The organism is Sulfurospirillum sp. HTRB-L1, from assembly GCF_059415125.1.
In genome coordinates this window covers 355,963-376,977 of sequence record NZ_JCAHZR010000002.1, presented here as the reverse complement: position 1 = coordinate 376,977, position 21,015 = coordinate 355,963, and the positions used below count along the sequence as shown (strand labels likewise).

Sequence of the window (21,015 nt, the reverse complement as noted above, 5' to 3'; positions counted from 1 at the left end):
ACCCTAGCGGCAGTGGAGTTTTTGAAAGGTAGTGGTGCGTTGAAAATGGCTTGGATAAGCCATGGAGACACTAAAATTTCGAAGTTCATTTGGCCGTAAATCTGAGGCGATAAGAAAGGTCTGGACAACCGTAGAGCTGCGCTCTTCTTGGTTAGACCCAAAGGAGAACCCTCTGGTAGGTTTAAAGACCTGCGTTCCACTTAGTCCCCCTGCGCTTAATGGGTTGTTGACAAGCTTTACTTCAAAAAAACACTTCCCAATGGTAAAATTTCCCACATTGCGTATTTGACCCGAAAAAGTGATGTGCTCTGAGATAAGGATTCTTTTTTGGGTGAGGTTTTCGATGACCGCGCTTTTGGTGTATTTATCAAGCACGAGCATGGCAAAGACCATGAGCACAAGGGTCACAAGAATGTTTGAAAAAATAATGGACCAAAAAATCTTGGGCCGTTTTTCTCGGCGTGCCAACACTGTAAGCAGGACAAAGAGCACCAAGAGAAAGAGCAACACTAAGATGTGTAAAATAGTAAAGTATCCCATTAGTAGCACTCCGCCTTTGCCATGACTTCCATGGTATCCTCTAGCCTAAAAGGCTCAACCGCTGTTTCAAAATGCACTATCTCACCACGGGCGGGTGGGACTTGAATGAATATCGACTCTTGGTACAGGGGCTTAAGCATGGACACATAATCCAACACCGAACCCTTTTTTTTAGGGAGTATTTGCAAGGTTACACGGCACCATGCAAAGTCTTTTGTGGCGGTATTGTGAAGGGTTCCTTGGAGCAAGAGCGTGTCTGTAAAAAGAAGTTGTTTGACCACTAAGAGTTCAACAGAAGAGCCACGCAAGGCGGCATCTAGGTAGTGTTTTATGGCAAAGGGTGCCCCAAAAAGCAACATCAAATCAAGCAATACAATCACAATAGCACCCATTGGGCGTTTTTTTGCCAAAAGAATAGCCAGAAAAATAAACAAGAAAAAAAGCAATACAAGCCACGCAAAGGCGATGTAATCAGCCATTTGGAAATGGCTGATATAGATAAGTAGAGGGTGTTTAGGTGTTTCCATGGCCCCGTGCGTTTTTCTCTTCAATGCCACTTAGTCCAAAGCGGCGTGCCAGTTCTTGTTTGACTCTATCGGGGTGGATATCGCGGTGCCCAAGGGCCACAAGGGCGTGAAAAAGCAAGTCTGCTGCTTCATAAATAGCTTCTTGGGTGTTGTTGTCTTTGATGGCAAAACAAAACTCCGCCGCTTCTTCGGCCACTTTTTTAAGCAGGGTGTTTTCGCCTTTGGCGTAAAGTTTAGCCACATAAGAGGTTTCAGGATCGGCAAGTTTACGTTCATTGATAACGTGGTAAAGGTGGTCAACAACGCCGTACATGGCCACTGTGTCTGCGTGGGCATGTCCGAGAACTTCGCCGGTATCTACGCGGTTAAAAAAGCACGAAGGCCGTCCAGTGTGGCACGCAACGCCTGTTTGGGTTACATGTAAAAGCAAGGTGTCGTTATCGCAGTCTAAAAAGATGGCGTTTATTTTTTGCACATGGCCGCTGCTCTCGCCTTTTTTCCACAACCGTTGTTTGGTGCGCGAATAATAGTGTGCATACCCGCTCTTACATGTAAGGGTGTACGCTTCTTCGTTCATGTAGGCGAGCATAAGGACTTCTTTGGAGAGCGTGTCTTGAACGACCACGGGAAGAAGGCCCTCAACCTTCTTCCAGTCCACTACGAAAGACGTTTCCATGGGTTATTGGGAAACGCTTGTGGTTTTTTTGGTGTCTTTGCTGTCAATCCAAATATTAGGCACAGCACCACCAGGAGTGAGGAAGAGTTTTGCGTCGGTGTTTTCACGCAAGGCGTCGTTAAACTTGCCCTGTACTTCGATTTGGCGAAGCTCTAAAAGGCGTGGTGTTAAGCTTTTGGCAATTTCCATGTTGGCATACGCATTAGCATCGGCTTCGATTTTAATGGCGTCGGCTTCACCGCGTGATTCGATGATGCGCGCTTGTGCCATACCTTCGGCTAGAGCCGCACGTTTAAGGGCTTCTTGGTTGGCGCGTTCCACTTCGTAGCGGGTACGTTCCACTTCTTGACGTGCCACTTGGACCCGCTCAATTTGCTCTTTAATTTTAATAGGAAGGATAATCTCACGCAATTGCACAGAGAGTAATTCTGCTGGCATATTGGGTTGGCTTTCCATACGAATACGAATCCCCTCTTCAATTTGTGTGGCGATTTCGTTACGGTTCATAGGAAGCTCTTCCGCCGCGTATTTACCGGCAACCGAGCGTACCACTTCACGAGCAACAGGGTTGATGATTTTATCTTCCCATGAAAGACCCCAAGCAGCGATGGTTTGTGGCGCATTGGCAGGGTTTAGTCGGTACTGAACGGTGATGTCGATAGAAACAGGAAGACCCCTAGCATCCAAAATGGAGATAGACGCTTTTCGTGAGATCCCTGAGCCTCTCAAAAGTGTTTCACCTACGTCTTCTTGGGAAGCGTAGTTAATGATGCGCGCTTTTGTGTCGACAACAATGACTTGTTGAATAAAAGGCACAAACAAGTGAAACCCTGGCTGCATTGGAATAGGGTCAAATTTACCCGCGGTGGCTTTGATGCCCACTTCGCCAGAGTTGATAATCACAAAAGGCTTGGCGATAACGGTGATGACGATGAGTGCCAAAAGGACGTAAAAAAAGCCTGCTTTTTTTCCAAAATCTTTGAAAAAGGTAGGTGGTTCAAAGTTAAAACTTGGACCCCCGCCCCCGCCGCTTCCTCCGCCACCATTGTTGGCGTTGTTGCGTTTTTTAAAATAGTCGTTCAGATCTGCTGGCATGTGTATCCTTTGGGTTAAATATACGTAAGAAGATGCTCATACGCGGGGTTTCGCCCGTATACGACATCGAAATAGGCTTCTTGAAGCTCCTTGGTCATGGTGCCACGTGCGCCATCACCGATGACGCGACCATCGACGTTGCGAATTGGCGTGACTTCAGCGGCTGTGCCTGTAAAAAAGGCTTCATCGGCCATATAGACCTCGTCGCGCGTGACCCGACGGCGCTCAATTGGAATGCCTTTGGCGCGGGCGAGTTCAAGTACCATGCCTTGGGTGATGCTTTCTAGTGAGTTGTCATTGGGTGGAGAGATGAGGACGCCATTGCGAACGATGAAAAAGCACTCCCCGCTTCCCTCAGCGATAAAACCATCATCATCTAAGAGTAGCGCTTCATCGTACCCCGCGTCTTTGGCTTCAAATTTGGCCATTTGAGAGTTGAGGTAATTGGCCACCGCTTTGGCCTTGCCCATGGTGGATTTGGCAGGATTGCGCACAAAGGAAGAAATCTTGACACGGATGCCTTTTTCTAGCCCTTCTTCGCCCAAATACGTGCCCCATTCCCACGCGGCAATCGCCGTGCGCACAGGCGCGCTGACATGGTACAAGCCCATGATGCCATAGCCCAAAAAGATAAGGGGACGTAAGTAAACATTGCTTTTAAAGTGATTTTTACGCAAAAGTTCGATCTGGGCTTGCTCTAGGGTTTCAAGGTCAAAATTAGGGGTAATCATCGTAATTTTGGCGGAGTTGAGCAGCCGCTTGGTGTGTTCGCGCAATTTAAAGATGGCCAAGCCTTTTTCGGTTTGGTAGGCGCGCGTGCCTTCAAAAACACCATTTCCGTAGTGAAGGGTGTGGGTTAAGATGTGAACATTGGCCTCATCCCAAGGAACAAATGTGCCATCCATCCAAATAAATTCTGCTTTATTCATCGTTTTGCCTTTGCTTGAAAATAAAGGGATATAAAGGACACATAGTCTAACTAAGAAATCTTTAAAAGGAGGTTTAATCTCCTTTTTAGGCCCTTACATGTAAAAAGCGGGAAGTGCTATAATACACAAAAATTTTAAGGAGACCTTATGCCAAAATGTGGAGATTTAGCCCCAGAATTTTGCCTGCCCAACCAAGACGAAGCTGAAGTGTGTTTGCGTGACATTAAAGGAAGATGGATTGTGCTTTACTTCTACCCCAAAGACAACACGCCTGGATGCACCACCGAAGCGTGCGATTTTACCGCCGCCCTTCCTGAATTTGACGCCCTTGATGCAGTAGTGCTTGGCGTGAGCCCTGATAGCCCCAAAAAACACCGCAGTTTTATTGAGAAAAAAGATCTTGCCATCACGTTGTTGTCCGATGAGAGCACACAAATGGCCCAAGAATACGGCGTATGGCAGATGAAAAAAATGTGTGGCAAAGAGTACATGGGCATCGTGCGGACCACCTTTATCATCGACCCTAAAGGCAAGATTGCCCACGTGTGGGAGAATGTCAAAGTCAAAGACCACGCCAAAGCGGTGCGCGAAACTTTGGCAAAGTTGCAAGCATGAGCAATACCGTCGCGCGCGTGTACCGCGGAAAATGGCTCGATTTAACCCACCAAGCCCACATAGCCGTGGTGGATAAAAACGGCAAGTTGCTCTACAGCTTAGGCGACCCTGAGCGCTTTACCTTTGTGCGCTCCTCCGCCAAACCCTTTCAAGCCCTCGTGGCGTGCGAGAGTGGCGCGGTTGAGGGGTGCGGGTTGAGCGATGAAGCACTGGCTTTGTTGTGTGCTTCTCACAATGGGGAACCCTTACATGTAAAGCGTGTCGTGGAGATTTTGGAAAAAGCGGGCTTAGGGGAAGGGGCGTTGCAGTGTGGTACCCATCCTTCTTTGGCTCCTGCTGTTGCCAAAACCCAACCCGCCGTGCTTACTAACGCCTATTCTAATTGCTCGGGAAAACACACGGGTATGCTCATTACCACGCAGTGGTTGGGCGAAGACATTACGACCTATTTGGAGCCTTCCCATCCGCACCAAGAGCGTATTTTGGACGTCCTCTCACAGCTTAGTGGCATGCCAAAAGAGCACATTGGCTTAGCGACAGATGGGTGCGGGGTGCCTGTACATGCCCTTCCGTTGCGCTCTTTTGCGTTGGCTACTGCGCGGATGGCAGACCCCAGTGCTTTGGAGCCCAAGCGGGCAGCGTACCTTAAGCGCATTGCCAAAGCGATGATGGCAAATCCTTTCATGGTGGCAGGTTCGGGACGGGTGTGCACCCGCCTCATGGAAGAAGCCAAAGGGGAGGCCTTTGTGAAATTAGGCGCAGATGGGTACTATATGGCAGGAGTGCCTAGCAAGGGTTGGGGCATTACATGTAAAGTGGAAGATGGCAATGTGGCTATTTGCGAAGGGTTGATTATCCACGTGTTGCACCAACTTGGGGTGTTGTCTCAAGTTGGCTTTGATGCTCTTGAGAGCTTTCATTCGCCCAAACGCACCAACCATCGCGGCGAAGTGGTGGGGCGCGTGGCGTATGATTTTGTATTAACAAAACACCCGTGAGCGAATACGCGTTTTTATTGCCCCTCGCAGCAGTCAATCTCTTGGGTGCCATGAGTCCAGGGCCCAGTTTTGTCATCGTGGCCAAGACCGCACTGGGAGAATCTAAAGAAGCAGGGTTGGCCGTGGCCCTTGGCATGGGACTGGGCGCGGCGTGTTTTTTTCTCTTGGCGGCCTTTGGATTGTACGCTATTTTAGAAACCGTGCCGGTGTTGTATACGGTGCTAAAAATCGCGGGCGGCCTTTACCTGTGCTATTTGGCGGTGATGATTATCAAGCACGCCAAAACGCCTTTGAGCACCGCCAAGCGTGCCAAGGAAAAACACTGGTTGGGCTACGTGGGGTACGGGCTGGCAGTGCAGCTGAGCAATCCCAAAACAGCCATTGTTATTGGAAGCGTTGTTGTGGCGTTTTTACCTCGAGAAATCCCCCCGCTCACCCCGTGGCTCTTAGCCCTTATGGGGTTTGTGACCGACGTGGGATGGTACACAACCGTGGTGTTGCTTTTTTCGCGCCCAAAGGCACAACAAGCGTATGTGAGACTCAAAACAGCCATAGACCGTGTGGCTGGTGTGGCGCTTGGTGTCTTGGGTATTAAGGTGTTAACCACCCCATAAATGAACTGCTTGTAGAAAATGTATTTTTGCAAGCAGAGCTTAGCGTAGCTTTTGAAGCGTTGCTTTGAAGGCATGTCAAGGGTTCTTAAAGAACTCAAACCAAGAGGAAATAGAGCGTGAAACTTTTGTTGAAATCCTTTGTTCCAGAGCTGTTTTTGGTGCTGCGATCGGGCTATAAAAAAGAATACCTTAGTGGAGATCTTTTTGGAGGGATTACCGTCGCAATCGTCGCGCTTCCTTTGGCGATGGCCTTTGCCATTGCAAGTGGTGTGGGGCCAGAAAAAGGGATTATCACCGCCATTGTTGCGGGCATACTGGCCTCCTTGTTTGGCGGCAGTCGGGTGCAAATCAGCGGCCCGACGGGTGCTTTTGTGGTAGTGATTTATGACATTGTGCTGCGGCACGGGTACGAAGGACTTGCCCTAGCGACCCTGATGGCAGGCATGATGTTAATCGTGATGGGCTTGTTTCGTTTGGGTGCAGTTATTAAGTTTATCCCTTACCCTGTCATCACGGGCTTTACCGCGGGGATTGCCTTGCTTATTTTTTCTTCCCAAGTGGCCGACATGTTGGGGCTAAAGATTGACCAAATGCCAGGAGATTTTCTCTCCAAATGGCAGGTTATTTTTTCCCATCTTTTTCAAGCCAATGGGATTGCTTTGGTGTTGGGGCTTGCGTGCATTGGGTTGATTGTGGGGACAAAGCGGGTGTTTCCTAAAGTGCCTGGACCCATTGTGGCGGTCATTTTTGGGGCCGTAGCGGTACAGGTGTTTAACCTGCCGGTGGAGACCATTTACAGCCGTTTTGGGGAGATTTCACCGACTATTCCAACCCCGAGTTTTGCCATGGATATTTCCCTTGAAAAAATCAAACTTCTTTTTCCCTCCGCCATGACCATTGCCCTTTTGGCGGCTATTGAGTCGCTGTTGTGCGCCGTGGTGGCCGATGGAATGATAGGCTCGCGCCACAATTCCAACAGCGAACTCTTGGGCCAAGGGATTGCCAACATAGGCTCCATCGCCTTTGGCGGCATTCCCGCTACCGCAGCCATCGCCCGCACAGCAACCAACATCAAAGCAGGGGGCAAAACACCCCTTTCTGGCATCATTCATGCGGTAGTGCTAATCCTGTTCATGCTCTATTTGGCGCCTTATATTGTCATGATTCCTCTTTCGGCATTGGCGGCGATTTTGATGGTAGTGGCGTGGAATATGTCGGAGATTGAGAATGTCAAACACTTGTTCAAAGCACCCACTAGCGACGTGGCTGTTCTTGCGACGACCTTTTTGCTTACGGTGCTCATCGACCTTACGGTTGCCGTGCAAGTGGGCGTGGTGTTGGCGGCTATTTTGTTTATCAAGCGTATCATCTCCGTCAGTGCCATTTTGGACAACAAAATTGCCACGTACGAACCCTTGCCTGAAGCGTTCAATGACCCCGATGGGATTGAATACAAAGCCATCAAAGAAGGGGTGGAAGTGTATGAGATTAATGGCCCCTTTTTCTTTGGGATTGCCGATCGCTTAAAATTTGTCCTAGATGCCATCGGGGTGACGCCCCGCGTGTTTGTGTTGCGGATGCGCCATGTGCCTTTTATCGACGCGACGGGGATGTATGCACTCAAAGAATTTCAAGAAAAATGCGTTACCAAAGGAACCGTTTTGGTGCTCTCAGGCGTACAACCGCCCTTGCTTAAAGATTTAAAACGCTTTGGATTTGTCGGGCGTGTGGGGGAAGAAAACATCTTTGACCACATTGACCAAGCACTCATCCATGCGAACACACTAGCGGTACACCATGAAAAAAATTGACACACCCTTGCATGCCCTTACGGTGGACGCGGCGCTTTTACATGTAAAGAGTTCCCCTGAAGGGTTAAGTTCCCAAGAGGCCACTTTGCGCCTTGAGCGTGATGGCCCAAACCGCCTAAGCGAACCTCCCAAAGAGAGCGCGTTGATGCGTTTTATTTACCAGTTTCACAATGTGCTCATTTACGTGCTTTTGGGCGCGGCACTGCTCACGGCGGTGCTGGAGCACTGGATTGATACAGGGGTGATTATTGGGGTGGTGTTAGCCAATGCCCTCATCGGATTTATGCAAGAAGGCAAAGCGGAAAAAGCCTTGGAAGGGCTGCGCCAAATGCTCGCTTCTAAAGCAACGGTATTGCGCGATGGTGCATGGAGTGAAATAGACGCGGCACTTTTGGTGGAAGGAGACGTGGTACGCCTGCGTTCAGGAGACCGCGTGAGCGCAGACATGCGTCTTTTGGAAGTGACGGGTTTGCGCATCGAAGAAGCGGCGCTCACAGGAGAATCCGTCCCCGTGTCCAAAGAGACCAAGCCTGTCTCCAAGGAAGCGGGCATCGGGGATCGCTCTTGCATGGCCCATTCGAGCACACTCGTGGTGGCAGGGCGTGGCGTGGGGGTCATTACCGCCACGGGCCCACGCAGTGAGATTGGGCGCATTGGAACGATGATGCTAGAAGTGGAAACACTGCAAACGCCTTTAACGCTTCAGATGGAAGCTTTTGGGAAAGTGCTTTCTGTTGCCATTGTGGGGTTTTCGGTCTTTTTGGGTTTGGTGGGATGGCTCTTGCACGGCTATGGGCTAGAAGAGGTATTTTTAGCGGCCATCGGGTTTGCAGTGGCGGCCATTCCCGAGGGGCTTCCTGCCATCATGACTATCACCTTAGCCCTTGGGGTAGAGCGCATGGCCAGACGCAATGCTATCACTCGAAAGCTGACCGCCGTGGAGACATTGGGTTCGGTGAGTGTGATTTGTTCAGACAAAACAGGCACCCTTACATGTAACGAAATGACCGTGCGCCACGTGGTAACACCAAAGGGAATGTATGGGGTGAGCGGCACAGGGTATGCCCCCGTGGGAGAGGTGCAGTTTGAAGGGGAGGCAGTGGTTCTTGAAGACCACCCCGTGCTAGGGCATTTTGCCCGTGCTATGGCCTTGTGCAATGATGCGGACATTGTGCAAAAAGAGGAGAAATGGGAGCTAGTGGGCGAACCCACCGAAGGGGCGCTGCGGGCATTTGGGATGAAACTTGGCGTGACGCCAAAGGCCAAACGCCTAGGGGTCATTCCCTTTGAATCAGAAAATAAGTTTATGGCGACGTTGGTAGAGGGTGAAAAGCGGGAGATTTTCCTGAAAGGCGCACCCGATAGGCTTTTAGAACGCGCCGCATTTCAATGGGGTGTTTCGGGGCTAGAGCCTTTGGATAAGGCTTTTTGGGAAGGGCAGATTGAAGCCTTAAGTGCCCAAGGGTTGCGGGTGTTAGCAGCGTGCGCAAAAGAGGCAGCGGCGGACCAAGAGACATTGGGCATGGAAGACGTGCAAGAAGGGATGGTGTTTTTAGGATTGGCGGGCATCGTAGACCCACCGCGACCCGAAGCCATAGAAGCCATCAACGTGTGCCATAGTGCGGGTATCAGGGTAGTGATGATTACCGGAGACCACGGCGGTACGGCAATGGCGATTGCTAAAGAGATGGGCATTGCAAGCGAAAGGGTTATCACGGGCGAAGAGATTGAGAAGGCAGATGAGGCGTCTTTGGGTGAAAAAGTCCTTACATGTAACGTTTTTGCCAGAACCAGCCCCGAACACAAACTCCGTCTTGTGAAGGCCTTTCAAGCGGGTGGCGCAGTCGTGGCCATGACGGGCGATGGGGTCAATGATGCCCCTGCGCTTAAACGGGCCGATGTGGGCATAGCCATGGGCATCAAAGGCACGGAAGCGACCAAAGAGGCGGCGAAGATTGTGCTTGCGGATGATAATTTTAGCTCCATTGCCGCGGCGGTCAAAGAGGGGCGTACTATTTACGATAACCTCAAAAAAGCCATCGTGTTTATTTTGCCCACCAATGGCGCGGAGGGGTTGGTGATTTTGGTGGCGGTGTTGTTTGGGTTGGCCCTTCCCTTGACCCCTTTGCAGATTTTGTGGGTCAACATGGTTACGGCCGTGACCTTGGCCCTTGCCCTTTCTTTTGAACCCTCAGAACCCGACATCATGCGCCGTCCGCCGCGTCAAAGCGGGGAGCGCATCTTGGATGGGGTGTTGGTGTGGCGCATCGGGTTTGTCTCTGTGCTGATTGGCGGGGCGACCATGGGCGTCTTTTTTTATGAAATACACGAAGGGGTGCGCTTGGAAGTGGCGCGAACCATCGCGGTTAATACCCTTGTGTTTGGGGAGATTTTTTACCTTTTTAACACACGCTTTTTGCGCACTTCAAGCCTTAGCTTTCAAGGGCTTTTTTCCAACCCTGTTGCGTGGGGATGCGTGGGAGCGCTTTTGGTGTTGCAATTGCTGTTTGTGTACGCGCCGTTTATGCAGGTTTTGTTTGGTTCGGAAGAGTTGTTGTTGCGCCATTGGCTCATTCCTTTGGGTGTCGGAGCGGTGATTTTTGGTATAGTAGAAGCCGAAAAAGCGCTCTTGCGCCGTCTTTACATGTAAAGGAATTTCATGAGCATCGTCTTTGTTTATAACGCCAACAGCGGGTTGTTTAACACCCTTGGCGACATCGCCCACAAGCTCTTTTCCCCAAGCACTTACGCGTGTAATTTGTGTGGTGTGACCCACACCCCTTTGGGGATGCGCAAAGAGTGGAAGGAGTATTTGGAAAGTGTACATGTAGAGAAAGAATTTTTACACGCGGACGAGCTTGAAGCGCGCTATGGCCTCAAAGACCTTGCTTTGCCTGCCATTTTACGCAAAGAGGGTGCGTGCGTAACCCCTTGGATTAGCGCAGAAGAACTTAATGGGTGCAAGGACGTAGAGAGCATGAAAGCCTTGGTGTCGCGTAAACTCAAGGAGTCCTCATGAAGCCCTATTATGATGTCATCATCGTAGGTTCGGGCCCTGCGGGCTTGGGCGCGGCCTTTAAGCTAGCGGAAAACTCAACCCGTTCGGTTTTGCTGTTGGAAAAGAAAAAAATCAGTTCAGGGGGCTTGCGTAACGATTGTAAGCAAAACTATACCTTTCCCGTGGGGTTTCCCTTGGAGCATTGGGGCAAAGAAGAAGCCCACGGTTTGCTTGAAGAGGTCAAAGCCCACCTAAACCCTGCTATTGAAACCAAGCAGCGCATCGCTACGTACCAAGCCCGCGCCCAAAAAATCGGCGTGGAAATTTTGAGCATCGACCAAGCCCATGTGGGCACGGATAAATCTTCCGCGCTCATTAAAGGGCTCATCGCAAAGCTTAAAACCTTGGGTGTGGAAGTAGCCTTAGAAACCGAAGCCTTACATGTACATGGTGAGACTAAAGAAGTGGAGCTTGGTTCTGGGGAACGGGTCGGGTTTGGCGACGTGGTGTTAGCACCTGGACGCGGGGATTATGAATGGCTGCAAGAGCAAATGGAAGCCATGGGAGTACCCTATAGCGACAACATCGTGGACATTGGGATTCGGGTGGAGACCAAGGAAGAAAACTACCCCATCGTGCGGGATTATTATGACCCGAAGATTTTGTTTCCGGGTAAAGTGCGCACCTTTTGTACCAATTCAGGATGCGCCCACATCGTGCGGGAGAGCTACAAAGGGTACTATTCGGTCAATGGCCACTCTCTTTCACGCGACCACGCCCCTAACGGCCTGGTCAATTTTGCCATGCTTAAAACCATTCGCCTTACCGAACCCGTGGTAAGCGGACAGCAGTTTGGGAAGATTTTAGGGGAAATGGTCATGCAATTAAGCGGCGGTTCGGTCATTATGCAACGGGTGGGGGATTTTCGCTTGGGCTCACGCAGTAAAGAAGAGACCTTTAACAGTGACCTCTATGACTTTGAGCCTACCCTTAAAAATGCGGTGGCGGCGGATTTGTCTTTGAGTATGCCCGCGAAAATCTTGCGGGACATTTGGAAGTCTTTGAAAATGCTTGACACCATCATCCCCGGCGTGTTGCACCCTTCGACGATTTTGTACTACCCTGAGATTAAGACCTACTCCAATAAACCCACCTTTTTAAACCGGCATTTTGCGGTGCGTCCCCATGTGTACATCATCGGTGACGCCGCAGGGACGAGTCGAGGGATTACCGCGGCATGGGCGTGCGGCATCCGCGCCGCACAGGGGATTTTAAAACCCTAGAGCAATGCATTCGCTCATTCTCGGTTTTACGCGGTGGGCGTGCTTAGCTCTTTCACCGCAGCTTCACCTAGGAGTGCTTCTACGATACTGTACCCCTTGCGTAACGCCTCACTTAAAGCGGCATCGATGGCTTCTTGGTCGTTTTTGTCCTTGGGGACGTTTTTGTTAGGCAGGGTGCAATTGTTGTAAAAATCATGCAAATACGCCACGCCAGCGCGATAGTCCAACCGATGGGTGAGTTCGTTTTTTAGCTTTCGTGTTTCATTCATGATGGTGTAAGCTTGCTTGTCAATAAGCCCAAGGGATAAAAGCTCTTCGAGGAGTTTAAACTGGGTGACACTGCGCGAGGAGTTGGGCACAAGGGCTTCAGCGACAAATTCATAATACGCTTCAACGACTAAAATCAGCACATAAGGGCTTGTGCCAAGAGGACTGGTTTCTTCTTGGATAAAGCGCTTGAAGTGGTCGAGTTTTTCTAAAGGGATGCTCATCGTTTGGCCTTTTTGGTGGAGTATTTTTGGGTGGGTTTGGTGTCGGTTTTTGCTGTTCTTGGGTTTGTTTTTTTACCGGGCTTGGCGTCTGGTTTTTTGCCTTTTTGGACAGGCCTTTTGCCTTGCTTTTTGGGTTTAGGGATGTGCCAACGTTTGGCCTCAAACCCTTCTAAAAAGTCGATTTTAAAGGTGCGTTTTACTAAGGCTTCAATCTCTTTGAGTTTGCTTTTATCCTCAGGTGTGACGAGCGTAAAGGCTTCGCCGCTTTCTCCTGCTCTGCCTGTGCGTCCGATGCGGTGGATGTAATCTTCTGCATCAGGTGGCAGGTCGAAGTTTACAATCACAGGCAATTTTTCAATGTCTAGCCCGCGCGAAGCGATGTCGGTGGCGACGAGCACCCGAATCAACCCTGCTTTAAAGGCATTGAGTGCTTTGGCACGGTGGGCGTAAGGGATGTCGCCGTGAAAAATAGCTGTTTTTAGGCCGCTTTCTTTGAGGTGTGCACCTAGAACGTCGGCACTGCCTTTGGTTCTAGTAAAGACGAGCACTTGGGAAAAATTGCGCGACCCGATGAGGTAGGGGAGCAAGTCGTTTTTTTGCTCTTTGTCGCACCCGTAAAAGGTTTGGGCAATGTGCGAGGTATCTGGCACGGTGGGCGTGAGGGCAATGGTGAGGGGTTTTTTAAGGCAAATCTCTGAAAACCGTTTGATGGATTTGTTGAGGTTGACGGAAAAAAGCAAGGTTTGGCGTTTTTTGGGAAAAAGGGCAACAAGGGTTTGCACGTCGGCCCAAAAGCCCATGTCTAAGATGCGGTCTGCTTCATCAAACACCACCAAGCGCAAGCTCTCTAAACTGACATTTCCCAGTTTCAAGTGCTCCAACAAACGCCCCGGTGTAGCTACTAAAATCTGCACCCCATCTTGGAGTTTTTTGGCCTGTGTTGCAAGTTTTGCTCCACCGTAAATAGCGCAACTTTTAAACCCTGCGTGTTGACCGTAGGTGCGTACGCTTCGCTCCACTTGGGTGGCTAGTTCGCGGGTGGGTACAAGGATGAGTCCGCGCAGGGCAGGGGAAGCGGGTGTGTTCATGAGTGCGTGAAGCAGGGGCAACACGTACGCAGCGGTTTTGCCCGTGCCTGTTTGTGCCGTAGCCATCAAGTCGCGCCCTTCTAACACAAGGGGGATGACTTTGGCTTGAATGGGCGTGGGCGTGGCATAGCCAAGGGCATCAAGGGTCGTGCACAACTGCGCATCAAGACCAAGAGAGTGAAAAGACATTGGGGGTTCCTTCGGGGGATTTAAAAGGGATTATACCTGTTCGTGCCTTTGAGTTCTACTCAAAGGGTAACCTTGTGAAAAAAATAGTGCAAAATGACGATTTTTTAAGCCCCTTTTTACTTCCATATGGTAACAATAACACTGAATGAATAAGAATAATATTTATACAAGGAGTTCGTATGAAGTTCGCAGTGTTGGTCCTAGCCTGTGTGTCGTCATTGTTGGCGCATTTTCAAACCGTCCTCGTGGACAAAAGCGTTTTAGAACAAGGCGATAGCCCAAAAGTAGCTCTTAAATACGAGTTTACACACCCTTTTGAGCGAAGCCTTATGCAGATGGAAAAACCTCAAGACGTGGGTGTGTTTGTGGAAGGTGCGCGCATCTCCTTGGCGGAAAAAATGGTCGCAAAGAAAAAAGACGGCATGCAGTATTGGGAAGCAAGTTATACGGTGGAAGAACCCGCGGTGTACCAGTTTTACGTAGACCCTGTGCCTTACTTTGAACCCGCGGAGGAAAAGTTTATCCGTCATCAGACCAAAACCATCGTAGACGCATTTGGAGCAGGCGAAGGCTGGGACGAACCCGTGGGCTTTAAAGCAGAAATCATCCCTCTCTCGCGCCCTTACTCGTTGTACGCGGGCAATCTCTTTAGCGGCCAAGTGTTCTACCAAGGCGAACCTGTGCCTTTTGCGGAAATCGAAATCGAGTTTTACAACACCAAAGGCCTCAAAGCGCCCAATGATATGTACGTGACCCAAGTCACCAAAGCAGATGCCAATGGTATCTTTCATGTGGCCTTGCCAAAAGCAGGATGGTGGGGGTTTGCCGCTCTTTTGGAAGATGATGAAACCCTTGCGCATCAAGGGGTAGAGTACCCCATAGAACTGGGTGCTGTGCTGTGGCTTAAAACGGAAGAGATGCGCTAGATGCACATCAGCGAAGGGGTATTGCGCCCCGAAATCTTGCTAGCAGGCGCGGCGGTTTCGACGGTATTAGTAGGCTGGGCCTTTAAAACCTTGCGCCACGAAGAGATTCCTAAAACGGCTGTGTTGTGTGCGTTGTTTTTCATCGCCTCGTTTATTCATGTTCCCCTTGGCCCCGCTTCCATGCACTTGGTGCTTGGGGGAATCGTGGGGGCGTTTTTAGGGATGCGTGTGTTTGTGGCGGTCTTTGTGGGCTTATTGCTTCAAGGATTGTTGTTTGGCTATGGGGGCGTGAGCACCCTTGGGGTAAATGTCTTTAACATCGCCACACCTGCCTTGCTAGGTTATGGGCTTTTTGAGGCTTCAAAAAAGAGGGAAAAGTTCAAATCCTTGTGGTGGTTTTTGGTTGGGTTTGTCCCGTTGGGTGTTTCGGCCTCGTTGCTCTCTCTCGCACTTGCCCTTAATGGTGAGGCGTTTGTGGGGGTGGCTAAAGTGATTTTTGTGGCCCATTTTCCCCTTATGGTTATGGAGGGTGTCATCACGTTGTTTGCCCTCGCTTTTGTTCAAAAAGTCTCCCCTCGCCTTTTGGAGCGCGCTTCGTGAAAAGGTTGGTGGTGGTGTTGTGGTGTTTGGTCTTACCTTTGTACGCCCACAAGCTTTCTGTGTTTGCTAAGGAAGAGGCAGGCAAGGTAGAACTGCGCGCGTATTTTAGTAAATCAGCCCCTTGCAAGGGATGCCAAGTCTTTGTGTATGGGGCGTTAGATAAGGTGCTTTTGCAAACCCAAACCAACGAAGAGGGCAAAGCGTGGCTAACCCTTCCCGCGGGTGCATCGCGGGTGGTGGTGGAAGGGGGCATGGGGCACCAGCAAGAGCTCATGCTAGAAAATCCTGTGCCTGAAGAAGAGGAGGGCACGGCGTTACCGTTCTTGCTTTCCTTGCTTGGCATTGGGGTGTTTTTTGGCCTCTTGTGGTTTATGAAGCGCCCCAAATGAATCCCGCTGTTGCCTTGGTGTTGGTGGTGGTTTATGGTGGTGGTGTGGCACTCATGCAAAGCCTCTCTTTAGCGATGCTCTTGCCCCTTGTGTGGCTTGGGGTGTACCAGCGCCATGCCCTAGGGCGCGTGCTAAAAACCTTAGTGTTAGTGAATGTGTTAGTGGCGGTTTTGGTCATCGCTCTTGTGCTCCAAGGTGCCCATGACATGGCGCTTTTGGTGGCGGTGCGTTCGAATTGCATGGTGGCCTTTGTGCTGTTGTGTTTTGACCAAAAAGATGCCAATGCACTGGCTTGCGGGATGCAACAGTTGCGTTTGCCAGATGTGCTTGTGAGTATGGTGTTTTTCACGGCTAAGTTTATCGAACTGTTGCGGCGAGAATGCGTGCAGTTTAAAAACACCGCCAAGGTGCGGGGATTTGTCCCTAAAACAACCTTGCTCACGTACCGTACTGTAGCGGGATTTGTGGGGATGCTCATCATCAAAGCCTTTGAACGTGCAGGGCAGTTACAGCACACCATGAAAGTGCGCCAGTTTCAAGGGCGCATCTATACCCTTGAAGCCGCCCCGCGCCCAAGACTGGGTGAATGGGGATTGCTTGGGGTGAGTGGTATTTCTTTGGTCTTATACGCAGGAGGGTGGTTATGAGTTGTTCGGTGACGCTTCGTGCTCTGACGCTGAGGCGCGATGGGGTTTGCTTGTGCGAGGGGATAAACTTGGACGTTTCCCACAAAGAGAAAATCGCCATCATTGGGCCAAACGGGTGCGGTAAAACCACCTTGTTAGAAACCCTTGTAGGACTTCGTTTACCCCAAGGGGGAACGTTGGAGCTGTTTCATCAACCCATGACCTGCGAGAAAGACTACGGGCCTTTGCGGTTTGTGGTGGGGTATTTGTTTCAAGATTCGGACAACCAATTTCTCTCGCCCATCGTGGAAGATGACGTGGCGTTTGGCTTGTTAGTCAATGGCGTTAGTGTGGAAGAAGCGCGCCTAAAAACACGGATGATGCTCGAAGATTTGGGCATCGCGCACTTGGCTAAAAAGGTCGTGTACCACCTCTCGGGCGGGGAGAAAAAACTGGTCGCGTTAGCGGGTGTTTTGATTACCGAACCCAAGTTGCTTTTGTTGGATGAGCCGACCAATGGACTAGACGCGCTCATGCAGCAACGCTTGGTGGAGATTTTGAGAGGAATCGACAAAAGCATTATCATCGTCTCTCACCATCAAGAATTCATCGACTCGGTGGTGGATGGGGTGTATGAAATGTGTCCTAAAGGACTGACGCGTACACGCTAAGGTTTTTGTATAATAGCCTCCTTAATAAAAAGAAGTCTGTTACATGTAACACCTTGCTAAATGAGGAAAGTATGCGCCCTTTTGCCTTAGAAGTCTTTTTTTCCAAATGGGAGTTTGACGCTACCCATCACCTTACCGCTTCGGATGTGCAGAGCATGTCTGTTCAAACCTTGCTTAGTCTGGCTTCCCCTAAAGAGCGGGAGATGTTTGAACATACGCCCCTAAGTTACACGCAGCCATGGGGCGATCCGCGTTTGCGTCAGGCTATCGCTCAGACGTACGACACGCTTACCCAAGAGCATATTCTTTGTTTTGCGGGAGCGCAAGAGGGCATTTACACTGCCATGCGCACCTTACTTACTAAAGATGACCACGCGATTGTTTTTGTGCCTAACTACCAATCTGCCGAAAGTCTTCCTTTGGAGTGTTGTGAGGTGAGCGGCGTGGCGTTGTTGGAGGAGAAAGGGTGGCAACCTGACATGGAAGCCCTTGAACGTGCCATTCGCCCCAACACGAAACTGATTTCCATGAATTTTCCCAACAACCCCACGGGGGCCATCATCAGCCATGAAAATTTGGCGACGCTCATCGCTTTGTGCCGCAAACACGACCTTTACCTTTTTAGCGATGAGGTGTATCGGTTGTTGGAATTGGATGAGCGCAAGCGGATTCCACAGATTGCAGATGTGTACGAAAAAGGGATTTCGCTAAATGTCATGTCAAAAGCGTACGGGCTTCCAGGGCTTCGCATCGGCTGGTTGGCTAGCCAAGATACCCACGCCCTTGCGGCCTTTGAGCGCTACAAACACTACCTTTCCATTTGCAACAGTGCGCCCAGTGAAGCGTTGGCGCTCATCGCCTTGAATCACCGCGCGAAAATTCTTGAAGCAAACCGCGCGTTATTGGCAGAAAACATTGCTAAACTGGATGCGTTTTTTGCCCAGTATCCGACGCTTTTTACGTGGAACCATCCTGATGGCAGCTGCGTGGCTTACCCTAAATACACAGGAAAAGGGGAAGTGGAAGCGCTGTGTCAACTGCTCATCCAAGAATACGGTGTCTTGTTGCTGCCTCCTTCCATCTACCGCTCCGAGCTTTTGCCTACGCCTAAGGACCATTTTCGCATCGGCTTTGGACGCAGAGGGATTAAGGAGGGGCTTGACGTGTTTGGGCAATGTTTGGAAGAAAAATGGCTTCCTTCGCAACGGTGATGTTTCCTCCTTTGTTTCAAGGTACGCTGCTGAAGCGCTACAAGCGGTTTTTGGCCGATGTGGTGCTAGAAGATGGACAAACCATCACTGCCCATGTGCCAAATTCGGGTGCGATGACCTCGACCATCGCGCAAGGGTGTCCCGTGTGGGTGAGCCACCACGAAAGCCCCAAACGCAAATTGGCCTACACCTTGGAACTCAGCGATGTGGGCAGTGGATTGATTTGTGTGAACACAGGCTGGGCCAATAAGCTTGTTATTGAGGGCATCCAAAACGGTGTGATTCAGGAACTTCAAGGGTACGAGAGCCTCACGCCCGAACAGCGTTACGGGGAGCGTTCGCGCATCGATATTTTGCTTCAACGGGGTGAGGAGATGTGCTACGTGGAAGTTAAAAGCGTGACCTTGCGCCTTGGCGATACCTTTGCCTTTCCAGACGCGGTGAGTGCGCGCGGGACGAAACATTTGCACGAACTTGCCGCCATGAAGCGCGCGGGACATCGGGCGGTGATGGTGTATGTCATCGGGCGGAGTGAGGCGCTGCCTTTTCGTTTAGCGCACGAAATCGACCCTGCGTACGCCAAAGCCTTTGAAGAAGCCCGTGAGGCAGGCGTGGAAGCTTTGGTGTACCAAACGTGCCTTACATGTAACACACTTTACCTTGGCAAAAAGAAGGCAGGATGATACTAGTCAGTGCGTGTCTTTTAGGCGAACGGGTGCGGTATGATGGGGGTGAAAACAGGTGCGTGCATCCGTATTTACAGCAGTGGGAAAAAGACGGGCGCGTGGTGGCAGTGTGTCCTGAGATGCTTGGAGGACTGCCCACGCCGCGCCCGCCTGCGGAGATTAGTCCTAAGGGAAGTGGTGCGCAGGTGCTAGCGGGTAAAGCACGCGTGGTGGACGTGCAAGGCAAGGAGGTGAGTGAAGCGTTTGTTAAAGGCGCGCACGAGGTTGTAGCTTTAGCAAAACACCACGGCGCGCGAATGGCTATCTTAAAAGAAGGCAGCCCTTCGTGCGGAAGTGCGCGCATCTATGATGGCACCTTTGGAGGCGTGAAAGTCGCAGGAGAGGGCGTATGTGCGAGCGCGCTAAGAGAAGCTGGCATCGCCGTGTTTAGCGAAAACCAGCTTGAAGAAGCGTGGGCGTATCTTAGGACATCAGCCGTTTGAGGTGTTTTAGGGTGAAGAGGTGGACGTTTGGTTGGTTTTTGAGTTCGCTTGAAAACCCGCCTTTTGCCACAAGGACGTAGCCATCGGCGTGGATGTTGGCGTTTTGGGCGAGGGTTTGGAGGGTGGAAAGGTCGCTTTTTTTCATCTTTTGGACGCTGTGTTTAAAGGCGCCCACAAGGGTGGTGCCTTCTTTACATGTAACGATAAGGGGAATGTAAAGGTTGCTGTTCCAAAAGGCGCGTACGCTCATGGCTTCGGGGAGGCTTTCGAGGATGAAAAGCTGGGAAAGCTGTTCAAAGGTGCGTTGGGTAAATTCGCCTTTTCGCTCGGCAAAGTGCGTGGTAAACTCTGTGTAGTCGCCTTGGACGATGCCCTTAAACAGGGGTGAAACAAAGGCAAACCAAAACCGAAAAAAGGGCAAGGTGAAGCTCAGGCGTTCTTGGTCTGGGTTTTTAAAACACGCTTCGGTACGTAAAAATCCCGCCTCACTCATGGCTTCTACGGCGCGCATGCCCTCAACTGGACTCACATTGGCGCGCTTAAACGCGGTGCGGCCATCCCCTTGGGCCACACCCGTGAGCACTTTGTGGTATAAAGGGTTACTTCCTGTAAAGTGGGTGATGAGCGAATGGAGTTGTTTGTAAGGCACCAAGATATGCTCTTCGATGAGCACTTCAAGGGGCTTGCTTGGGTCGATGACATCATCAAGCCCGCCAAAAATGGCAAAAAGCTCAAGAGCCGTAGCGGGGTCGGTGATGGCGTTGTGGTGGCAAAAGAGACGAAACTGGTCTGCTAGGGGTGTGTGAAAAGGAAGAATGGGAAACCCTTGTGTTAAAGTAGGGGTATTATACAGGGTTTTGGGTTTACATGTAAGGGGGTTTTACGGGAAGAGAATTTTCTTGGCACTAGCTTTTTAACAGTTTTTGCAGCAAAACATCTTCAACGTTTTGTCTTGAATCAATAACCCCCATGATATAGACGGTTTCCTTTCCTACTTTGTAAATAATGCGCCAAGGTGCTACAACAATCTCTCTATACAAGGTGATGCCTTCCTTTTGGAGTTCGGGGACAATGCGGCCTTTTAAAGGAAAAAAATTGCTTGAATTGGCAGATGTTTTTATTTTCTGATAGACAGCACTTGCGGTGTCAGGACGCTCTTTTTTGATGTAAGCAACGATGGCTAAAAGATCATTTTTAGCACTTGAAGTCCACTCTAGCTTATGTGCCTCGCTCATTTTCTAAGCAGTTCTTCTACGGCGTGAAATACCTCTTCTTCGCTGTGGGTGTTGCCATTTTTAATATCTTCTTCGGCAAAAGAAAGGAGCTTCATGAGGGAGATTGCATTTCTCATATCTTCGTAGCTTTGCGGGTCTTGTATCACTGCTTTGGCTTCACCATTTTGCGTGATAATCATGGGTCTATGGGTCTCGTTGATATGTTTAAGCACATCGGCTGCTTTGCTTTTTAAATAAGTAACGGATTTAATGTCGTTGACAATTTGCATCACACCCTCCTTCGGTCTTAAAATAGTACCATATAAAGACTTGGCTTTCAACTAAAATTTCTTCTT

26 protein-coding genes are annotated in these 21,015 nt (G+C 50.2%); 16 read left to right on the top strand and 10 right to left on the bottom strand.

The window, feature by feature from the left end; all coding sequences use genetic code 11:
* Positions 1–3: 3 nt before the first annotated feature.
* The 5 genes from AC5SLM_RS04620 to AC5SLM_RS04600 are packed head-to-tail and all read right to left on the bottom strand — an operon-like array spanning position 4 to position 3,767.
* Positions 4–540 carry a DUF2393 family protein gene (locus AC5SLM_RS04620; RefSeq protein WP_495249764.1) on the bottom strand — a complete coding sequence of 179 codons (537 nt, stop codon included), beginning with the start codon at positions 538–540 and terminating at the stop codon, positions 4–6.
* Complete coding sequence (locus AC5SLM_RS04615; protein WP_495249763.1) at positions 540–1,067, bottom strand: DUF2393 family protein; 528 nt, start codon at positions 1,065–1,067, stop codon at positions 540–542. The genes AC5SLM_RS04620 and AC5SLM_RS04615 overlap by 1 nt, the downstream gene beginning before the upstream one ends.
* Positions 1,054–1,743, bottom strand: coding sequence for a bifunctional phosphoribosyl-AMP cyclohydrolase/phosphoribosyl-ATP diphosphatase HisIE (gene hisIE, locus AC5SLM_RS04610; protein WP_495249762.1), 690 nt, complete (start codon positions 1,741–1,743; stop codon positions 1,054–1,056). Before hisIE ends, AC5SLM_RS04615 begins: the two co-directional genes overlap by 14 nt.
* Before the next feature lie 3 nt (positions 1,744–1,746).
* Positions 1,747–2,838, bottom strand: coding sequence for a prohibitin family protein (locus AC5SLM_RS04605; RefSeq protein WP_495249761.1), 1,092 nt, complete (start codon positions 2,836–2,838; stop codon positions 1,747–1,749).
* Positions 2,839–2,852: 14 nt separating this feature from the next.
* A complete protein-coding gene (locus AC5SLM_RS04600; protein ID WP_495249760.1) occupies positions 2,853–3,767 on the bottom strand; it encodes a branched-chain amino acid transaminase in 915 nt (304 codons plus the stop codon).
* Positions 3,768–3,914: 147 nt separating this feature from the next.
* On the opposite strand from AC5SLM_RS04600, the gene bcp reads away from it, so the two are divergent.
* The 7 genes from bcp to AC5SLM_RS04565 all read left to right on the top strand — a co-directional run bounded on the left by bcp (position 3,915) and on the right by AC5SLM_RS04565 (position 12,086).
* Entirely contained in the window at positions 3,915–4,382 is a 468-nt protein-coding gene (bcp, locus tag AC5SLM_RS04595; RefSeq protein ID WP_495249759.1) for a thioredoxin-dependent thiol peroxidase, read from the top strand.
* A complete protein-coding gene (locus tag AC5SLM_RS04590; RefSeq protein WP_495249758.1) occupies positions 4,379–5,380 on the top strand; it encodes an asparaginase in 1,002 nt (333 codons plus the stop codon). Before bcp ends, AC5SLM_RS04590 begins: the two co-directional genes overlap by 4 nt.
* The gene (locus AC5SLM_RS04585; RefSeq protein WP_495249757.1) at positions 5,377–5,994 is read left to right on the top strand and encodes a LysE family translocator; all 618 of its coding nucleotides are present in this window, start codon (positions 5,377–5,379) and stop codon (positions 5,992–5,994) included. Before AC5SLM_RS04590 ends, AC5SLM_RS04585 begins: the two co-directional genes overlap by 4 nt.
* Positions 5,995–6,110: 116 nt before the next feature.
* Positions 6,111–7,805, top strand: coding sequence for a SulP family inorganic anion transporter (locus tag AC5SLM_RS04580; RefSeq protein WP_495249756.1), 1,695 nt, complete (start codon positions 6,111–6,113; stop codon positions 7,803–7,805).
* A complete protein-coding gene (locus tag AC5SLM_RS04575; RefSeq protein ID WP_495249755.1) occupies positions 7,792–10,455 on the top strand; it encodes a cation-transporting P-type ATPase in 2,664 nt (887 codons plus the stop codon). Before AC5SLM_RS04580 ends, AC5SLM_RS04575 begins: the two co-directional genes overlap by 14 nt.
* A 9-nt stretch (positions 10,456–10,464) precedes the next feature.
* On the top strand, positions 10,465–10,824 hold the full coding sequence (locus AC5SLM_RS04570; RefSeq protein ID WP_495249754.1) for a hypothetical protein: 360 nt from the start codon (positions 10,465–10,467) through the stop codon (positions 10,822–10,824).
* Entirely contained in the window at positions 10,821–12,086 is a 1,266-nt protein-coding gene (locus tag AC5SLM_RS04565; protein ID WP_495249753.1) for an NAD(P)/FAD-dependent oxidoreductase, read from the top strand. Before AC5SLM_RS04570 ends, AC5SLM_RS04565 begins: the two co-directional genes overlap by 4 nt.
* 26 nt (positions 12,087–12,112) lie before the next feature.
* Here the strand turns inward: AC5SLM_RS04565 and AC5SLM_RS04560 are convergent, their stop codons facing one another.
* Entirely contained in the window at positions 12,113–12,577 is a 465-nt protein-coding gene (locus tag AC5SLM_RS04560; RefSeq protein ID WP_495249752.1) for a hypothetical protein, read from the bottom strand.
* Entirely contained in the window at positions 12,574–13,854 is a 1,281-nt protein-coding gene (locus tag AC5SLM_RS04555) for a DEAD/DEAH box helicase (protein WP_495249751.1), read from the bottom strand. The genes AC5SLM_RS04560 and AC5SLM_RS04555 overlap by 4 nt, the downstream gene beginning before the upstream one ends.
* A gap of 179 nt (positions 13,855–14,033) precedes the next feature.
* Between AC5SLM_RS04555 and AC5SLM_RS04550 the strand changes: the two genes are divergently transcribed.
* The 8 genes from AC5SLM_RS04550 to AC5SLM_RS04515 all read left to right on the top strand — a co-directional run bounded on the left by AC5SLM_RS04550 (position 14,034) and on the right by AC5SLM_RS04515 (position 19,445).
* Positions 14,034–14,780: a DUF4198 domain-containing protein gene (locus AC5SLM_RS04550; RefSeq protein WP_495249750.1), complete on the top strand. Its 747-nt coding sequence runs from the start codon at positions 14,034–14,036 to the stop codon at positions 14,778–14,780.
* Entirely contained in the window at positions 14,781–15,380 is a 600-nt protein-coding gene (cbiM, locus tag AC5SLM_RS04545; RefSeq protein ID WP_495249749.1) for a cobalt transporter CbiM, read from the top strand.
* A complete protein-coding gene (locus AC5SLM_RS04540) occupies positions 15,377–15,769 on the top strand; it encodes a hypothetical protein (RefSeq protein ID WP_495249748.1) in 393 nt (130 codons plus the stop codon). The genes cbiM and AC5SLM_RS04540 overlap by 4 nt, the downstream gene beginning before the upstream one ends.
* On the top strand, positions 15,745–16,416 hold the full coding sequence (locus AC5SLM_RS04535) for an energy-coupling factor transporter transmembrane component T family protein (protein WP_495249747.1): 672 nt from the start codon (positions 15,745–15,747) through the stop codon (positions 16,414–16,416). The genes AC5SLM_RS04540 and AC5SLM_RS04535 overlap by 25 nt, the downstream gene beginning before the upstream one ends.
* Complete coding sequence (locus AC5SLM_RS04530; protein WP_495249746.1) at positions 16,413–17,066, top strand: energy-coupling factor ABC transporter ATP-binding protein; 654 nt, start codon at positions 16,413–16,415, stop codon at positions 17,064–17,066. The genes AC5SLM_RS04535 and AC5SLM_RS04530 overlap by 4 nt, the downstream gene beginning before the upstream one ends.
* A 71-nt stretch (positions 17,067–17,137) precedes the next feature.
* Positions 17,138–18,277: an aminotransferase class I/II-fold pyridoxal phosphate-dependent enzyme gene (locus tag AC5SLM_RS04525; RefSeq protein ID WP_495249745.1), complete on the top strand. Its 1,140-nt coding sequence runs from the start codon at positions 17,138–17,140 to the stop codon at positions 18,275–18,277.
* On the top strand, positions 18,256–18,960 hold the full coding sequence (sfsA, locus tag AC5SLM_RS04520) for a DNA/RNA nuclease SfsA (protein WP_495249744.1): 705 nt from the start codon (positions 18,256–18,258) through the stop codon (positions 18,958–18,960). The genes AC5SLM_RS04525 and sfsA overlap by 22 nt, the downstream gene beginning before the upstream one ends.
* Complete coding sequence (locus tag AC5SLM_RS04515) at positions 18,957–19,445, top strand: 2-thiouracil desulfurase family protein (protein ID WP_495249743.1); 489 nt, start codon at positions 18,957–18,959, stop codon at positions 19,443–19,445. The genes sfsA and AC5SLM_RS04515 overlap by 4 nt, the downstream gene beginning before the upstream one ends.
* On the opposite strand, the gene AC5SLM_RS04510 is transcribed toward AC5SLM_RS04515, so the two are convergent.
* On the bottom strand, positions 19,426–20,118 hold the full coding sequence (locus tag AC5SLM_RS04510) for a hypothetical protein (RefSeq protein ID WP_495249742.1): 693 nt from the start codon (positions 20,116–20,118) through the stop codon (positions 19,426–19,428). The genes AC5SLM_RS04515 and AC5SLM_RS04510 overlap by 20 nt on opposite strands.
* Between AC5SLM_RS04510 and AC5SLM_RS04505 the strand changes: the two genes are divergently transcribed.
* Positions 20,101–20,241: a hypothetical protein gene (locus tag AC5SLM_RS04505; protein ID WP_495249741.1), complete on the top strand. Its 141-nt coding sequence runs from the start codon at positions 20,101–20,103 to the stop codon at positions 20,239–20,241. The genes AC5SLM_RS04510 and AC5SLM_RS04505 overlap by 18 nt on opposite strands.
* A gap of 109 nt (positions 20,242–20,350) precedes the next feature.
* Here the strand turns inward: AC5SLM_RS04505 and AC5SLM_RS04500 are convergent, their stop codons facing one another.
* Together AC5SLM_RS04500 and AC5SLM_RS04495 are read right to left on the bottom strand one after the other, a co-directional pair.
* Positions 20,351–20,680: a type II toxin-antitoxin system RelE/ParE family toxin gene (locus AC5SLM_RS04500; protein ID WP_495249740.1), complete on the bottom strand. Its 330-nt coding sequence runs from the start codon at positions 20,678–20,680 to the stop codon at positions 20,351–20,353.
* A complete protein-coding gene (locus AC5SLM_RS04495) occupies positions 20,677–20,949 on the bottom strand; it encodes a type II toxin-antitoxin system Phd/YefM family antitoxin (protein ID WP_495249739.1) in 273 nt (90 codons plus the stop codon). Before AC5SLM_RS04495 ends, AC5SLM_RS04500 begins: the two co-directional genes overlap by 4 nt.
* Positions 20,950–21,015 lie beyond the last annotated feature (66 nt).

Excerpts from the sequence above, each read along its gene's own strand:
- AC5SLM_RS04620 (WP_495249764.1), bottom strand. The coding sequence starts at position 540 with ATGGGATACTTTACTATTTTACACATCTTAGTGTTGCTCTTTCTCTTG.
- AC5SLM_RS04615 (WP_495249763.1), bottom strand. The coding sequence starts at position 1,067 with ATGGAAACACCTAAACACCCTCTACTTATCTATATCAGCCATTTCCAA.
- hisIE (WP_495249762.1), bottom strand. The coding sequence starts at position 1,743 with ATGGAAACGTCTTTCGTAGTGGACTGGAAGAAGGTTGAGGGCCTTCTT.
- AC5SLM_RS04605 (WP_495249761.1), bottom strand. The coding sequence starts at position 2,838 with ATGCCAGCAGATCTGAACGACTATTTTAAAAAACGCAACAACGCCAAC.
- AC5SLM_RS04600 (WP_495249760.1), bottom strand. The coding sequence starts at position 3,767 with ATGAATAAAGCAGAATTTATTTGGATGGATGGCACATTTGTTCCTTGG.
- bcp (WP_495249759.1), top strand. The coding sequence starts at position 3,915 with ATGCCAAAATGTGGAGATTTAGCCCCAGAATTTTGCCTGCCCAACCAA.
- AC5SLM_RS04590 (WP_495249758.1), top strand. The coding sequence starts at position 4,379 with ATGAGCAATACCGTCGCGCGCGTGTACCGCGGAAAATGGCTCGATTTA.
- AC5SLM_RS04575 (WP_495249755.1), top strand. The coding sequence starts at position 7,792 with ATGAAAAAAATTGACACACCCTTGCATGCCCTTACGGTGGACGCGGCG.
- AC5SLM_RS04570 (WP_495249754.1), top strand. The coding sequence starts at position 10,465 with ATGAGCATCGTCTTTGTTTATAACGCCAACAGCGGGTTGTTTAACACC.
- AC5SLM_RS04565 (WP_495249753.1), top strand. The coding sequence starts at position 10,821 with ATGAAGCCCTATTATGATGTCATCATCGTAGGTTCGGGCCCTGCGGGC.
- AC5SLM_RS04560 (WP_495249752.1), bottom strand. The coding sequence starts at position 12,577 with ATGAGCATCCCTTTAGAAAAACTCGACCACTTCAAGCGCTTTATCCAA.
- AC5SLM_RS04555 (WP_495249751.1), bottom strand. The coding sequence starts at position 13,854 with ATGTCTTTTCACTCTCTTGGTCTTGATGCGCAGTTGTGCACGACCCTT.
- AC5SLM_RS04550 (WP_495249750.1), top strand. The coding sequence starts at position 14,034 with ATGAAGTTCGCAGTGTTGGTCCTAGCCTGTGTGTCGTCATTGTTGGCG.
- cbiM (WP_495249749.1), top strand. The coding sequence starts at position 14,781 with ATGCACATCAGCGAAGGGGTATTGCGCCCCGAAATCTTGCTAGCAGGC.
- AC5SLM_RS04530 (WP_495249746.1), top strand. The coding sequence starts at position 16,413 with ATGAGTTGTTCGGTGACGCTTCGTGCTCTGACGCTGAGGCGCGATGGG.
- AC5SLM_RS04525 (WP_495249745.1), top strand. The coding sequence starts at position 17,138 with ATGCGCCCTTTTGCCTTAGAAGTCTTTTTTTCCAAATGGGAGTTTGAC.
- sfsA (WP_495249744.1), top strand. The coding sequence starts at position 18,256 with ATGGCTTCCTTCGCAACGGTGATGTTTCCTCCTTTGTTTCAAGGTACG.
- AC5SLM_RS04515 (WP_495249743.1), top strand. The coding sequence starts at position 18,957 with ATGATACTAGTCAGTGCGTGTCTTTTAGGCGAACGGGTGCGGTATGAT.
- AC5SLM_RS04505 (WP_495249741.1), top strand. The coding sequence starts at position 20,101 with ATGCTCTTCGATGAGCACTTCAAGGGGCTTGCTTGGGTCGATGACATC.
- AC5SLM_RS04500 (WP_495249740.1), bottom strand. The coding sequence starts at position 20,680 with ATGAGCGAGGCACATAAGCTAGAGTGGACTTCAAGTGCTAAAAATGAT.
- AC5SLM_RS04495 (WP_495249739.1), bottom strand. The coding sequence starts at position 20,949 with ATGCAAATTGTCAACGACATTAAATCCGTTACTTATTTAAAAAGCAAA.